This is a genomic window from Candidatus Arsenophonus phytopathogenicus (assembly GCF_056113345.1).
In genome coordinates, this window is sequence record NZ_JBUIOB010000017.1 from 159709 (window position 1) to 175798 (window position 16090).

13 protein-coding genes and 3 pseudogenes are annotated in these 16090 nt (G+C 34.6%); 8 read left to right on the top strand and 8 right to left on the bottom strand.

The features are described 5' to 3' along the window. Window positions 1–524: 524 nt before the first annotated feature. From AC01GB_RS04085 to AC01GB_RS04095, 3 genes are all read right to left on the bottom strand, one after another. Entirely contained in the window at window positions 525–689 is a 165-nt protein-coding gene (locus AC01GB_RS04085) for a hypothetical protein (protein ID WP_474450629.1), read from the bottom strand. Window positions 690–718: 29 nt separating this feature from the next. Beyond that, complete coding sequence (locus AC01GB_RS04090; protein ID WP_474450631.1) at window positions 719–967, bottom strand: hypothetical protein; 249 nt, start codon at window positions 965–967, stop codon at window positions 719–721. Window positions 968–1113: 146 nt separating this feature from the next. Further along, complete coding sequence (locus AC01GB_RS04095) at window positions 1114–1881, bottom strand: two-partner secretion domain-containing protein (protein WP_474450633.1); 768 nt, start codon at window positions 1879–1881, stop codon at window positions 1114–1116. 302 nt (window positions 1882–2183) lie between these two features. Between AC01GB_RS04095 and AC01GB_RS04100 the strand changes: the two genes are divergently transcribed. Beyond that, entirely contained in the window at window positions 2184–2513 is a 330-nt protein-coding gene (locus AC01GB_RS04100) for a hypothetical protein (RefSeq protein ID WP_474450635.1), read from the top strand. Then, window positions 2503–2715, top strand: coding sequence for a hypothetical protein (locus tag AC01GB_RS04105; protein WP_474450638.1), 213 nt, complete (start codon window positions 2503–2505; stop codon window positions 2713–2715). The genes AC01GB_RS04100 and AC01GB_RS04105 overlap by 11 nt, the downstream gene beginning before the upstream one ends. Window positions 2716–2945: 230 nt before the next feature. Here AC01GB_RS04105 and glyS read toward each other — a convergent pair whose 3' ends face one another. Then, window positions 2946–5015 carry a glycine--tRNA ligase subunit beta gene (gene glyS / locus AC01GB_RS04110; protein ID WP_474452321.1) on the bottom strand — a complete coding sequence of 690 codons (2070 nt, stop codon included), beginning with the start codon at window positions 5013–5015 and terminating at the stop codon, window positions 2946–2948. 9 nt (window positions 5016–5024) lie between these two features. Further along, the gene (gene glyQ / locus AC01GB_RS04115) at window positions 5025–5936 is read right to left on the bottom strand and encodes a glycine--tRNA ligase subunit alpha (protein WP_474450640.1); all 912 of its coding nucleotides are present in this window, start codon (window positions 5934–5936) and stop codon (window positions 5025–5027) included. A 1267-nt stretch (window positions 5937–7203) separates the two neighbouring features. Between glyQ and AC01GB_RS04120 the strand changes: the two genes are divergently transcribed. The 5 genes and pseudogenes from AC01GB_RS04120 to AC01GB_RS04140 all read left to right on the top strand — a co-directional run bounded on the left by AC01GB_RS04120 (window position 7204) and on the right by AC01GB_RS04140 (window position 11890). Then, a complete protein-coding gene (locus AC01GB_RS04120; protein WP_474450642.1) occupies window positions 7204–7599 on the top strand; it encodes a hypothetical protein in 396 nt (131 codons plus the stop codon). 496 nt (window positions 7600–8095) lie between these two features. After that, a pseudogene (locus tag AC01GB_RS04125) lies at window positions 8096–8691 on the top strand (DNA-3-methyladenine glycosylase I). Between the two features lie 128 nt (window positions 8692–8819). Next, window positions 8820–10067, top strand: a pseudogene (locus tag AC01GB_RS04130) (valine--pyruvate transaminase). 721 nt (window positions 10068–10788) lie between these two features. Beyond that, window positions 10789–11085, top strand: coding sequence for a YceK/YidQ family lipoprotein (locus tag AC01GB_RS04135; protein ID WP_474450645.1), 297 nt, complete (start codon window positions 10789–10791; stop codon window positions 11083–11085). 259 nt (window positions 11086–11344) lie between these two features. Next, the gene (locus AC01GB_RS04140; RefSeq protein ID WP_474450648.1) at window positions 11345–11890 is read left to right on the top strand and encodes an outer membrane protein; all 546 of its coding nucleotides are present in this window, start codon (window positions 11345–11347) and stop codon (window positions 11888–11890) included. A gap of 426 nt (window positions 11891–12316) precedes the next feature. Here AC01GB_RS04140 and AC01GB_RS04145 read toward each other — a convergent pair. Beyond that, window positions 12317–13640: pseudogene (locus AC01GB_RS04145) on the bottom strand (YidR family protein). A 134-nt stretch (window positions 13641–13774) separates the two neighbouring features. Here AC01GB_RS04145 and AC01GB_RS04150 point away from each other — a divergent pair. Beyond that, window positions 13775–14392, top strand: a complete 618-nt coding sequence (locus tag AC01GB_RS04150; RefSeq protein ID WP_474450651.1) for a trimeric intracellular cation channel family protein — start codon at window positions 13775–13777, stop codon at window positions 14390–14392. Window positions 14393–14425: 33 nt separating this feature from the next. On the opposite strand, the gene AC01GB_RS04155 is transcribed toward AC01GB_RS04150, so the two are convergent. Together AC01GB_RS04155 and AC01GB_RS04160 are read right to left on the bottom strand one after the other, a co-directional pair. After that, complete coding sequence (locus tag AC01GB_RS04155; RefSeq protein ID WP_474450653.1) at window positions 14426–14842, bottom strand: hypothetical protein; 417 nt, start codon at window positions 14840–14842, stop codon at window positions 14426–14428. 161 nt (window positions 14843–15003) lie between these two features. Beyond that, window positions 15004–16050, bottom strand: coding sequence for a hypothetical protein (locus AC01GB_RS04160; protein WP_474450655.1), 1047 nt, complete (start codon window positions 16048–16050; stop codon window positions 15004–15006). Between the last annotated feature and the right edge of the window lie 40 nt (window positions 16051–16090).

A 16090-nucleotide genomic window follows, 5' to 3' on the forward strand; every position in this document is an offset into this window, starting at 1 on the left:
ATCTCTAAGATTACCATGTTAAGCTTAAAGTTCACCACTACGTTTTTTGACAGATTATTTGATATCTATCGAATTTTATTAACTACATTATGGTCAAAAATAGTTGTTTAATACAGATTACTGATATTATCACTTTAAATAATATAAAACATATTAATAATTAACTACGATTACAATCAATAAAGTTGTTAATTATTTTATTATATTACAAAAATAAATTTCAACAACAAAAACTGTCCATCAAATTTTCACTTTAGATATTAAGAAAATTTCAATTAGTTTAACAGTTAAGTTTATCATTCATCCCGTTAATTGCTAAATAAAAAAATAGCGCCTATCTTTAGTTGGCGCTATTACTAATAAATTATTTATTGGTAAACAACTAATTTATTTTTTTATTTACATCTTTCAATTAAAGTCAACTTTATTACTATTAATAAATTTTCAGGTTTCAACACGATTAAAGTTGAGTAATTCCCGCTACACGAATAACAGGTTTAATATTTTTATTTTCATCAATAATGCTAGGCTTTTAATTGCTGAGTATCAATTTTTAAACCCTGATTAGCAGCTATGCTACTTCTATATGTATCAGGTACTCCATTAAATCCTATCGTTACTACTCCATTTTTATCAATAGTATTATATATTAGTTTTTTTGCTTTCTGTATCACTCCACAATTACTCAAAAATTATCCCAGAACGTCTAATGAATGCATCAATAGGCAGTAAGCAGGTGAGCAATACTACCATCAGCAACAACATTGTTATTCTTTCTCCAGTAGATAGAATTAGCAAGGTAAATAAAACCACCTATTTCTGAAAATTTCTCATTATCTGGAAAAGTGAGTTTATTTACAAAGTGGTCAGTACTGATAATAACATTAGAATCTTTAAACCTTATCTCACTATTAACACTGTTAAATTTATCAACAACAAGCGTCATATCAGCGTTATTTACATTCAAAGATGCATCATCAAAGGCTAATTCTCTTGCCTTGAAATTCGATTGACTTAACTCCTCATTTTGCCAACAAGGTTAAATTCAGCACCTGGATAATTTAAAAAATCTTCTTTCACATCTATATTCACACTATTGGCATTTAATTTGCCTTAGTTAAAAACATTACCAGTAATATTCAGATTTAATTGATCAAAATTGAGTACTACATTGTTATAGATAGATAAATAATCACTATTTATAGTCACCTTCTTAGCTAGAATCGCTTTATTATCCCCATATTGCCCATTATGATCGCCTATATCTACGCTATAAGCATCTAATGTGATTGGCCCATACATATTCATTGGCTGGGTAGCATTTTTAATTTCAATCCGATCATCCAAATAATCATCTCTATAAATACGATCCGTTGCTGCTCCCCTACCCACTAGATCCGCTTTATTTCTTGATTGCAGAGTGAATTCAGATGCATTAGTAACTGAACAACCATCACATACAATACCGTATGGATTTACCAACATTAAATGTTCAACACCACCCATAACGAATAAATTCCCCTTAAGCAAACTTGGATTTGGAGAAGTAACTTCATTAATAATGATTTTGGCGTGTTGCTCACCTATGCCGATAGAAAGCGTAATATTTTTGTCTCGGAAATTGATTTTAACTTCAGAAATGTGTCCTTTGACAGGATCTATGTTATTTATTATTATCCCTTCTTCAGCAACATTAAATTTTTCAAAATAATTATGGGAAATACCTTTTTCATTCGGTTTTTCAATATCAATATATTCACCACCATATTTTTGTCCAACCTTTAAATCGGTTTTTCGCTGATTATCAACAATTATATTTTCACTGGCAGTAACATGGAAAGAAGAAAGGATGCAAGCGATACTTAAAGGGATAAAACTCAATTTTTTTTCATATAATACTTCCCTGTAATTAATAAATTAACACTTAGACTAAAGCGTTTTCATCTTAAATAAAAATTTAATTATTCGTCAAGCAAAATTACAATATAATCATCTATTATGATACATTTAATTACATTATTATATAATATCATGTTATTAAAAAAATAAAATTCGACAATAAAAATGCCACTATATTTTTTAATTTATATATTCAGCAATAGCTTAATAATGCCAAAGATAGTTATCTTCATATTAATTCTGGTAAATTAGATAATCACGGTGTTATTAATAGTAGTGGAATTATGAATATTTCTAGTATAAATGGCAATATTTTTAACCAAAAGGAATTAATTGCAAATAACCAAAATTACACATTTATTAACACTAATTTTGCAAATTTTGGCGTAATTAAAAGTAAAGGGTCTTTAGCCATCAATGGCCAAGATTCCGTAATTATCAATAAAGACAAGATAGTCGCTAACAATCAAGATTACCACTTATTATATTCACGCCTCATAAATAATAAAACTACTCAAGGTGATGACTCTGTTAAAATAACCGCACTAGATACAGCTATTGAAAATAATGATCAATTGATCGCTAAAAACCAAAAAATATCAGTTGGTAAATAGCCAATTTAAAAATAATGAGGAGGGAACGATAACTGCATATGATAGCAACAATATTGATAACTCTAATCGCGATGCTGCGGCTAAATTAGATATCTCTTTAATTAATAAAGCTAGCTTTGTTGATGAGGGACAAATCGCTATTGGCGCTCAAGAAAATGATAAGCCAACAGTTTTCCCAATTGGTAAGGCAACACGCTATTAATATGGTACTTTAAATATCATTAAAGACAACACAAGCCAACTTCCTGCTGCTTGGGAACAAGTTTTCACCGCACAATAAATTGCACCAAATCAGTAATCATAGCAAGTATGGTTACTGGTGATTACCTACAATAACAGGTCCCAATATAGATAATAGCAGAAATAAAAATAATTAATTATAAATAAAATCCCTTGAAGATTAATTCAAGGGATTTTTAATCGCTGAATAGATTATTGCAATAAAGAGATATCAGCTACCTGTAAAAATAAATCACGCAACTGACTTAGCAAGGTCAGACGATTGATCCTGACTATTTGATCGCTATCCATCACCATTACATTATCAAAGAAAGCATCGATAACCTCACGCAGTGAAGCTAATTCAGTTAATGCGCTTTGATATTGTCCGTCAGCCAATAATGGTGCCAGTTTATCTTGTAAAACAACCAGATGAGCCGCTAGGGTGACCTCTTCGGGCGCTTTTAACACTGTTGCGGCAACATTGTCATTCAATTTTTCATCTGACTTATTCAGAATATTGGCAACCCGTTTATTAGCCGCCGCCAATGCTTCTGCCGCTGGCAAAATCCGAAAATGGGTAACGGCTTTCACACGAGCATCAAAATCTGCCGGTTTAGTTGGCCGACGAGCTAAAACAGCCTGGATAGTATCAATGCGGTAACCTTGCTCTTGATACCAGACACGAAAACGCCCCAGCATAAACTCAACAACATCATCGACAACATTTTTATTGGTTAGCTTATTAGCATACAACTGGGCCGTCTGCTGTGTTAATGCTAATAAATCCAGATCGTAACCCTTTTCAACAATAATACGTAACACACCAAGGGCCGCACGACGTAAGGCAAAGGGATCTTTATCGCCCTTAGGCGGTTGGCCAATACCAAAAATACCTACCAGAGTGTCCATTTTATCGGCCAGCGCCAACGCAACCGCGATATGATTAGAAGGTAACTGATCACCAGCAAAACGGGGTTGATACTGCTCCTTGATTGCCACCGCCACATCTTCCGCTTCACCATCTCGACGGGCGTAATACATCCCCATAACACCTTGTGTGTCGGTAAATTCGAACACCATATTGGTCATCAAATCACATTTGGATAACAGACCGGCACGAGTAGCATGATTAACATCGGCACCAATTTTAGCTGCGATCCAACCGGCTAACACTTCTAAACGATCGGTTTTATCACGCAATGTACCAAGCTGTTTTTGGAATAAAACTGTTTCCAGTCGGGGTAAATATTCTTCTAAACGCTTTTTACAATCGGTTTTAAAGAAAAATTCAGCATCTGCCAAACGTGGACGGATCACCTTTTCATTACCAGCAATGATTTGCTGTGGCTCAGAAGATTCAATATTGGCAACAAAAATAAAATTAGCCATCAAATTACCAATCTGATCATAAACCGGGAAGTATTTTTGATCGCCTTTCATGGTATGAACTAACGCTTCCGCTGGTACAGACAAAAATTTCTGCTCAAATTTTGCGGTTAATACTACCGGCCACTCAACCAATGATGTTACTTCTTCGAGTAAACTATCGGACAATTCAACAGTACCGCCTAATTGCTGTGCTACCTTATTCGCCTCATGCTTGATTAAGGACTTACGCTCTTCATAATCAGCAATAACTTTACCACGTTCACGTAAGATCGCAGGGTATTGTTCCGCTGAGTCAATAGTTAGTTCAGCTTCTCCCATAAATCGATGGCCACGGATCACGCGATCGCTCTGAATACCCAATACTTCACCTTCGAGCAGCTGATCACCCAATAACATGATTAAGGTATGAACAGGCCGGACAAATTGTGTTGCCTTGTCTCCCCAGCGCATCAGTTTTGGGATCGGTAACTGATTCAATGCATTCGCTACCATATCAACAAGCAACTCTTTTGCGGCACGGCCTTTACTGATCGCACGATAAAATAACCACTCCCCCTTATCGGTGACCAAACGTCCTGTCTGCTCAACGGTGATGCCACAGCCACGAGCCCAACCTTCAGCGGCCTTCGTCGCTTTACCTGTCGCATCAAAAGCCTGACTAATTGCCGGGCCGCGCTTCTCAATTTCACGATCAGACTGATGTGCGGCCAAATCGGTGATTTTTAATGCTAAACGACGGGGAGAGGCATACCAAAGCACTTCACCATATTGCAGTTCAGCCTGTTCTAATTGACGTTTAAAATTTGCCGCAAATGATCCAGCTAATGAACGAAGAGCCTTCGGCGGTAACTCTTCTGTGCCGATTTCCACCAGGAAAGTCTGTTGCATAATGACAGCCTCTTAATTCTTATTTTTACAGATTGGAAAACCTAATTCTTCACGAGCAGCATAATAAGCTGCTGCAACCCCTTTGGTTAAGGTACGAATACGTAAAATATAACGCTGCCGTTCAGTGACTGAAATAGCTTTACATGCATCCAATAAATTAAAAGTATGGGCAGCTTTTAAAATTCGTTCATAAGCGGGTAAAGGCAGTGGCGTTTCTAGTGACAATAAATATTGTGCTTCTTTTTCATATTCTTCAAAACATTTGAAGAGAAAATCAACATTAGCATACTCAAAATTATAAGCCGACTGCTCAACTTCATTTTGATGATAAATATCACCATAGGTTGTTTTGCCTAACGGACCATCAGACCAGACTAGCTCATACACACTGTCAACCGCTTGAATATACATAGCCAAGCGCTCAAGGCCGTAGGTGATCTCGCCGGTAACCGGTTTACACTCCAAGCCTCCGAGTTGCTGAAAATAGGTAAACTGGGTGACTTCCATCCCATTTAGCCAAACCTCCCAACCAAGTCCCCAGGCTCCCAAAGTTGGATTTTCCCAGTTATCTTCAACAAAACGGATATCATGAACAGTGGGATCTACCCCTAAGGCTTTTAATGAACCAAGATATAACTCTTGAATATTATCCGGTGAAGGCTTAATAATGACTTGAAATTGATAATAGTGCTGAAGACGATTAGGATTTTCACCATAACGTCCATCAGTTGGCCGACGAGATGGTTGCACATAAGCAACAGCGATTGGCTCCGGGCCTAGTGCCCGCAAGCAAGTCATCGGATGGGACGTCCCTGCACCAACCTCCATATCCAATGGTTGAACAATGGTGCAGCCTTGACGCGCCCAGTAATCCTGTAATGTCAGGATCAATCCCTGAAAGGTTTTGGTATCAAACTTTTGCATGTTAGATTCGCGCGATAGATAGATTGTGATTTAAAAAAGTGGTTCAGTATACCCTTTGGCGAACAGATATGAAGCACTGATTACACATTGATGTTATTTTACATGAAAACAGCCTAATAAATCTTTAGTAATTTTAAGTTAGCTGATTGATTAGCCCCATCACTAGTTAATAACTAACATTGAAAATTAATTCAAAGGTTATCAGCAAAAAAGATATTTTCAATTTGGCTTACTGCAATACTTTTTCTGCCATATTCATATGACAGCGCAAGGTTATTTATAAAATAAAATCATGTCATGTCCGCTACAATTTCATTGCAATTTTAATAACAAAATTTGGCTCTAAATCATTAGTATTGATACAAATATAATAAAAATAGTCTTTACTACTATAAGATATGACGGTTTCACCAGGGAACACGGTGAAATTTCCCACAAAATGCATAAAATTTGTATCATTGCCGGCAATTTTATGACTGGCATTATTCAGACGTTAATTGATTAAGTTCATCATAACGTCCAAAACGAATAAACTATTTCACCATTTTTAAACTGTAAACAAAGGTTATTATTCGCTATTGTAGAATATAATATCTGTTGACTTACTTCATAGGATCATAAAATTGTTTAGCATTTCTTATATCCTCATTCCCGCTTTTATTAGAATCAAGCAGAGCCATTTCCTTATTGATAATATTGTGAAGTTTTTTTAGTTAGATAATTTTTAATCATGAAAAACTCTAATACATATCAACAAGATAATGTAATAAGATTGATATTAATATAAGAAACACTGTTTTTAAGTAAAAAATTAATTTTATCAGTTGGTTAATTTGAAAATCACATCCAAATTACAGCTTTGCAACTTTTAATACTTACTGCATGGAATAATAAAAACCGCCAATATAGCCAATTATTATACTCTGGCTGAGTCGTTAATTATTTAGTATTTCCTGGCATCGAAAGGAGCCTAAAAGTTAATGTTTATTTGGCTTTATTGCTAATAAATTCACACTATGTCTTATTGTTATTAATACTCAATAATGGCTCGTTCAGCTTAACTAACTCATTTTTCAAAAAACACTCACTTTCAAATATTATCATAATAAGATATGATATTTACTCATTTATTTTCTATTAAAATAATCAATATAACTTTTTGATATAACAAATTTTTGTTCATTAGCGTCGAATAAAATATTGCAGTAAAACGATTCAATATGAAACAATCCGTTAAATTAAAGTTGCAAAAACAGATGTAATTAACATGAAAATATTATTTTTAATGCTGACATTATTAACTCTAACCAGCTGCACTTCACAGCCACAATCAACATTGATTCAGCTTGACAAAAAAAATCGTGAGTTTAACCATTCAGCCCTGTTAAACATTAGTCATATTCAGCAGCTCAAGGCGTCTTCTAATAGTAGCCAGAAATGGCAATATTCGACATTTTTTCCTACCACAGCTGAACAAGCATCTCCTGTTTATTATTATGCACTCGCCAACGCCCATAAAATTATTATTTATACCGACAATGCTAATTTTTGGCTTACTGTTAAAAATAAACTGCAAGCACAAGGAGCAATGGCAGTTATTGAATGGCAATTTAAAAAAATGTTTTTAGCAAAACAGGCTCAAATTACGTTTATTAAAAACTAAAATAGCTAAAAATAAATTAAATAATCTTGATTAAAAATCATTGATTAATAATTCCCAAAGTAATATATTTTTATAACCTTTTGTTAATAAATTAAATTTATTGATTTCTTATATTAAAATATGTCTTTATGAAAAAGATAACTAACTAATTCAAGATTAACTTTAACACTCAAGTTACAAAAACAATTCTCTTTTAATAACGAATAAAATAAAAATAATCATAATAAAAAGGCATTAATAGACTCGTTTGAATAATTTATTGCCAAATTTATAAAACCTAGCATAAATTATAATTTTCCTCTTTTTTTTTAATTAATTAAAGTATCTTTTTTTAGCAATCAAAATGCATTGCCTATTTAATATTAGCGTCTATTTTGAAGAAAATTTATCGATATTATTGTCCTGGCAAGTAATAGCAATACTGATTAAAATCCCTATCATCAATTTATTAATATCCGATAATAGACCGATAGCTCACAATAGGAGTAATGAAAAAATGACGCCACGACGTTGCCATTGGGTCACTAGCGATGAGGAATATATTGCCTATCATGATCAAGAGTGGGGAAAAGCAGAAAAAAATAGTCAGAAATTATTCGAAATGCTTTGTCTTGAAGGTCAACAAGCCGGTCTCTCTTGGTATACTATTTTGAAAAAACGTGTTAGCTATCGTGGCTGTTTCTACCATTTTAATCCAACTAAAATTGCCAAAATGACGCAACAAGATGTTGATCGTTTAATGCAAGAACCCCGTATTGCGCGTAATCGCCTGAAAATTAATGCTATCATTACCAATGCTCAAGCTTACTTAGCCATGATCCAATCAGGTGAAGATTTTAGCCAATTTCTCTGGCAATTTGTCGATGGAAAAACACAAATCAACCATTGGCAACATCAGAGTGAAATACCTACTCATACCAATATTTCTGATCATCTTTCGGTTGCTTTAAAAAAAGTGGCTTTAAATTTGTTGGTAGCACCATCTGTTACGCCTTTATGCAAGCAATCGGTATGGTAAATGACCATTTGAGCGATTGTATTTGTCGACAGAAAAAAACGAGTAATAAAAATATCATTATGATAAATTTATAATCACAAAAATATAAAAGAATTATAATATCGTCTAACTAATTTGCTAATCCAGCCATTATTCTAGCGATAATAGCAGAATATTGTTGCCATTTATTTAATAGTCACCTGCAAAGCTGATAAAGAAAAATATGATACATTCACAATTTGGTAAAAAATTTTCCAGTTCATCCAATATCTCTCTGTTAATGAAAGATCTAAATGAAGGTTTACGCAAACCTGACGTTATTATGCTCGGTGGCGGTAATCCAGCACACATTCCTGAAATGGATCAATATTTTCAGCAATTATTGATAGAAATGGCTAAAAATGGTCAGCTCAATGAAGCATTATGCAACTACGATGGCCCACAAGGAAAAGATGCCTTACTGGAAGCATTAGCATATACGTTAAATGAGCAAGTAGGCTGGAATATTAGTGCTAAAAATATCGCATTGACTAATGGCAGTCAGAGCGCTTTTTTTTATCTATTTAATATCCTCGCAAGCTGTTGTGAACAAGGAATAAAACGTAAAGTTCTTTTTCCTTTAACACCAGAATATGTTGGTTATGCCGATACTGGGCTTGATGACGATATTTTTGTTGCTAATAAACCGCAAATTGACATCTTGCCTAATGGTCAATTTAAATATCGGATTAATTTTGAATCGTTAAAAATAACCGATGATATCGGTGTAATTTGCGTTTCCAGACCCACCAATCCGACTGGAAATGTCATTACCAATTAAGAAATTATGCAATTAGATGCTTTAGCCAAACAGCATGCTATTCCGCTTTTGATTGACAGTGTTTATGGTATTCCCTTTCCAGGTATTATTTTTTAATCAAGCAACACCTATCTGGAATGAAAATATTATTCTTATCTATGAGCCTATCCAAATTAGGATTACCTGGCTATCGCTGCGGTATTATTATTGCCAACGAATCGATTATCAACGCGATCAGTAACATGAATGGCATCATTAGCTTATCCCCAGATAGTATAGGCCCAACATTAATGTTAGCGATCCTTAAACGTAATGATCTATTCAAACTTTCACAAACAGTAATAAAACCTTTTTATCAACAACGCGTTACTGAAACGGTAAAAAATTATTCGCCGTTATATACCAGAAAGCGGCTGCCTGATCCATAAACCAGAAGGCGCGATATTTCTATGGCTTTAGTTTAAAGATTTACCAATTGACAGTCAAACACTTTACACACGTCTTAAAAAACGCGGTGTATTAATGGTGCCCGGCGATTATTTTTTCCCGGGACTTAATGAACACTGACCTCATTCGCATCAATGTATGCGAATGAACTATATTCTACCACTAGAAAAAATTGGACAAGGGATTGCGATTTTAGCTGATGAAATTGAAATTGCCTATCAATAGCATAAATTCAATAAACTTTATTAAATATATTGAGTAATAAAATTCTATATACATAAAAAAACCTCTTATCATATACAAGATAAGAGGTGATAAAATAATAACGAGGACTTTGAATTGTAAAATTAACGGGATCATATTCAAACATATTGCTAATGAAATGATCTATATCCCGAGCTCTTTAACACCGCAATTATTACAACATATTAAGTATTCTTTTAATTAAGCAATAAAGCGATATTTTCACCACTATACCAAACTATTGCTTGTTAATTTAATGAAAACTATAAAACCTAATCACTTTACGAATAATACAGCTATAACAATTGACAGAATAAAAGGTATTAAAGTTGACTATTGACTTGATACGGTTGCTATCTCATGTTCAAACCTGGAGAAATGCTTTAAAAAAGAGGTTGAACTAACCCCGTAGAAATAAAGAAATCGTTAATCAATAATTCTATTTAAACAAATAGCTCATTCCAACAGTAAATAAGAATTTTATGCGACCAATTTTCCATTAATTGTGCCATATTTAGGACATACGACAGAAAATAATTGTTAAAAAATTTTATTTCTATTAATAGACTGGTATTTTTAACATTAATGTTTATCATTAAAATTCATACTCGCTTGGAGAAGCTAGGCTTATACCCTTAATGAAACGATTAATCCTCGTTATTTGTAGCATTAGTTTAAATATGGTTGGCTGCCTGATATTGTTATGTGGCTGTTCAAGTATTATGACCCATGTCGGTCCCCATCAAAGTTACTATTCAGGCCCAAAGCTGATACCCGAATACTAAAAGATAGCGATACCGGCTGGGTGATAAAACCCCTTGCCATGATTGACTTACCTTTTTCTGCACTGCTCGACACTGTTTTACTACCCTATGATTATTTCCAGGCAGATATGATATTGCATCGCAACCGTCGCCCAAAAAACGTGTTCAAGATTGGAAAAACTATCAAACTACAGATATCACTTATCAAACCACCAGCAAATAAGCCACCTGAATAACATCATTTGCCGTCTATTTTTCAATCAATTCGGTGATTAATTGCAGTAATGCTTTGATATTGTTTATAAATATATGATATCGATTATTGTATTCAATAATCATAACTCAAATTTATTTTATTAAATTAATTATATTAAAAAAATATCATTATATTACTGTCAATTTTTCTGCTTATTTTCATAATTCATCTAATATATAAATTATGCCTACCATATAAATACAATCTTTTTAATTTTATTAATATTAGAGAAATAAAGTATGAGAAAAACACTATTAGTATTATTAACTACCAGTTTAATTCCTTCAACGTTGTTAGCAAATGAAAGCAAATCTGGTATGTACGTAACAGGTAAAATGGGGGCATCGATTATGCAAATGTCTGGACAATTTTACCCATTTAGCAGTTTCGCGACTAAAATTAGGGATAGAATAGAAGGAGAAACTCATAGAACTGCAGTATTTGGTATCGGCCTTGCTTTAGGTTATGATTTTTATGACAACTTTAATCTTCCGATCAGAACCGAACTAGATTTTACTAGTCGAAAAAACACTAAATATAGTTATTCAAAAGTTGATAGAAGCTCTCCTAATTCCACTAAAATTACAATTAACAATCAAATAGATTTAAATACATTAATGTTTAACGCTTATTATGACTTTAAAAATTCATCTGATTTAACTCCCTATCTCTCTGCCGGTCTGGGTTATGCTTATATAAGTCAAAAAACATCCCCACACATTCGACTCAAGACGATACAAGGTATCTTGTGGAAACGCTCTCATGCCACCAACAACTTCGCCTGAAGTGCTGGCGCAGGGATTAAGTACAGGGTTAATCAGATTTTTCATTTGATCTTAGTTACAAATATCTAGATGCCGGCCAGGCTGAAGTGTATAGTAATACCTCAAATTCTGGTATACAAAATTACTCAAAGACCAAGGTTAAAACCCATGATATTATGTTAAGCGCAACTTATCATTTTTGATATGAATAACGTTGGATGGTATTGGGGTATAATATAAAACTATAATCTTTATAGCAAATAAAGAAATTACCTGCTTTGATCAGCATTTGTGTTTATTGACAAACACTCTCAATATATCAGCCAGCAGACTAAAAATTAAGAAAGCGGGATACCCCAATCCAATGCACTATTTTGCTATAAAACGAATCGGTCATTAAACAGTAAAATATTATTCAATTGAAACTTAAAATTGCATCTATATAAATCAAACAATCCCAGTCGCCACAATAAAAATTTGCTGATAGCCAGCAATATTACGCAGATAAGCAACATAGCTGTCATCCGGGGAAATAACCACTGCATCACCTAATGGCGGCAAATCACTGCGATCAGTCAAACGAATCAGTTTGCCGCAAGGAATTTCACATAACATCACGCTATTATCACAAATAAACGCCACATACCGACCTTGGCTATCCCAGCTAAACGCTGACTGAATATGCCATGCAGACTTGCTAATTTGTTGCATTACCCCACGAACCGGAGAAACTAACCAAAACTGAACAATCCCCTTATCATCTTTCATTAAAAAACCAATTTTACTGCCATCAGGCGAAGATCGCAGCCAATGGCGCGGTTGATTAACCACCCCCGGGTATTTGCGTTCATGGGTATAGGTTAAGCGGCGTTGTTTAATCCCTTTTGGTGGTGAGGGCATAGCGGTTTCCGTACCCTGTATTGGATTAACTCCTGCAATGGCATACTTTTCAGCAGCTTCGGGCAAATCGACAATAAAAATTTCGGCCACTATTTTTCCATCTAGGGAACAGGTATCACCTATAAATGCAATCGCCCAACGTTGCTTTTCACCATTCGCTCTCTCATACCCATTTCGACCTATCCAACCCTCTTCATAAGCACGGCTGATTTCATTACTACCTGGTGTTGGTACAAGCGTTGTTTCACTAATCACAACACAATAATAATGGCCATTATATTCACGGTGATGTTTTTTCTGACCCGAAATGCCTACATTAATAACATGATAAGGGATGGCAATTGCAACATTACGCAAATCAAGCGCCGGATCACACTCATGCATCACGTGATCATTATAGGTAAAACTCAGCCTGCTATTATCTGAACTAAAAACATGGACATGCGTGCCTCCTCTCAATGCACCTGCTAAAAAAGCCGGCATAATACACATGGCCTCAATATTTTCTGCAATATTAGGGGCCATATCGTTGACAATCTCACCTCGACGATGATGAAAATCGTAATGCCAATTTTTATCGGGATTTTCCGGGCCATGAATAAAAGCATATCTGGGTGGATTTTCACTACTTACCGTAACAACACCAACATACGCGCCATTTTTCGCACCATAGATCTGTTTTTGTTGTTGCGTTTTAATATTAATTTTTTCTATCGTTAACCCAGCAAAAGAGGCACTATTTGGCCGTACATCAAAAACTAGTTGGCCGTACATCAAAAACTAGCCACTGGCTATCTGATGTCCATACGTTTATATTAGTCAATTGATGATTACGTTTACCCAAAGTAATCTGCTGTTCTTGATAAAACATTTTATTATCCGCACTCTTTTATGGTGAACGATAAAAAATAATATAATTCTGTGAGCATGACAAAAATATTAGTCAATACTTTATTTTTATAATACAACTTTAAACCTTAAGGGTTATCGTATCTAAAAATCATTATGTTACTTAGCATACTTTATATCATTGGTATTACAGCTGAAGCTATGACAAGTGCTTTAACTGCAGGTCGTCGTAAGATGGATGTTTTCGGTGTCATTATTATTGCATCAGCAACCGCAATTGGCGGCGGTTCTGTACGCGATATTTTATTAAGACACTATCCTCTTGGTTGGGTTAAACATCCTGAATATATTGTCATTGTTGCTTGTGCTGCAGTTATTACTATCTGGCTGGCGCCAATGATAAAACATTTACGACGTTTATTTTTAATTTTGGATGCGATTGGTCTTATTGTCTTTTCCATTATTGGCGCTCAAATAGCGCTCGATATGAATTACAGTTATATTATTGCCGCTATTGCAGCCGTCGTCACGGATGTTTTCGGTGGCGTGCTGTGCGATATGTTATGTAATACAATTCCGCTGGTTTTCCAAAAAGAGATATACGCTGGCATCTCCTTTGCTGCGGCATGGCTTTATATCGGATTAATACTACATACTCCACTACCTAAAGATATGGTTATTATCATCACCTTAATCGCTGGTTTAACCGCACGTCTACTTGCCATTCGTTATCGATTAGGATTACCAGTATTCAATTATGAACATAATGATTAAGATCTCCATATGTCTAATTAAATCAGTAACTTTTTACTTAAACTGATTATCATTGGTAAATCCATTTATATTAATTTGGCGCAAAATTTTTACCAGCTGTTTAACATCTTTATGCTCAATAAACTGCGCTAACTTTTTTTGTTGTTTACGAGATAAAATATCACTATTTATCTCTTTAGATGATAAATCATCCCAACAGGTTATTTTGCTAAAAATCTTTTCTGGTAGAGGAACTCCAAGCCCTTTTAACCAATTAGAAAAAGGCTGTTTTTGAGCTGATAAAAATTGTTGATAAATAGATTTTCCTTTAATGGCGTTAAACATTGCCACTTCATTGATTTGCTCCAGGGTTAAAGTAGCCCAATCTATTAAATTGGTTATTTTTACAGCTCTTATTAATACTAACCAGCCTTTCTCATTGATCCCTTGCATCTTAAGCTGTTTTGCCAACCAAACTAAGCGAGCAACAAATTGACTTTCGCATCTCATTGAATAATAGAAGCAGCTTAATGGATGATAATTTTTTGCTCTGGTACGGACAGCATTTTCTGCTGTTTAATTCGCCAAACAATTTTGTCAAATTTCGGGATCCCATGACCAGATAATGAAATTTATAACGTATCTCCAGGCAAAATTTTCATCCCTTGCCAACGGTTTAATGACCCCATACTAATATGCCGGATTTGTTTTCCATCAATTTCCACGGGTAAAACAACAATGACAGGATTAATTTTTCCGGTTCTGCTTATATTAAATTTAACGGTTTTAACTTGAGCAGCCTTATGTGGTGTCGGATATTTCCAGGCAACAGACCAGTTATTTATGCCCACTTGCCAATATTGGCCTAAAGTATAGGGGAGTTGTTTTAATACAATACCATCTGTTGCAAAAAGCATTGGTTGATTGTAATAATAGCGTTGCCATTGTGTAATTTGATCAACACTACTAACCAAATGAGAATAGCGTTTCGTTAACGGAAAACCCCAACTTTCTAATTGTTCAAATTGTGTTTGCATGTTCGATGGCCCATTAGGCCAACTCCAAATAAATATTCCAATTTGTTCCTCTTGTTCAACCAATAAATTCTTTCGCATTAACCAGCCAGCAACTTTATTGCGGGAATTGGTGCCACCCATAATGGCTTGTTGGTGACCAGGCTGATACCAAAACAGTTCACCTTGTAATATTAATTGAGAGGCATGATTTGGGATCTTTTTGGGAATTGCTGGCAGAAAATCAGCTTTTTTAGACCAATCAATCCCTTCGACACCATTACCCCGACTAATTAATGCAGCCAATTTACCCTTTCGATAAACCAATGTAACAGCCACACCATCGACTTTAGGTTGTAACCAAACTTCATGACGACCCGCTATCCATCTAGCGGCTTCATCAACGGTTATCTTTTTTAAGCCAGTATGAGCAACTGGACGAACTTTTCTTCCTTTAACGGGTAAAGAAAGCGAATGAGTTTTATCTATCGGCTGATGAAGGCAATTTGACCAATGTTTCCATAACGCATAAATTTGATCGTAAGTTTCATCATTAGCCAAGCTTTGGCCATTAATATAATATGCTTTATTCCATCTTTTTAATTTTGAATTAACTGCTTTAATTTCCCTGTTTAAAATTAATTTAGGCCAATCAGGACATTTCATGCTTTCCGCTATTGATGAGTTTATATTTAGCAAAATCAAT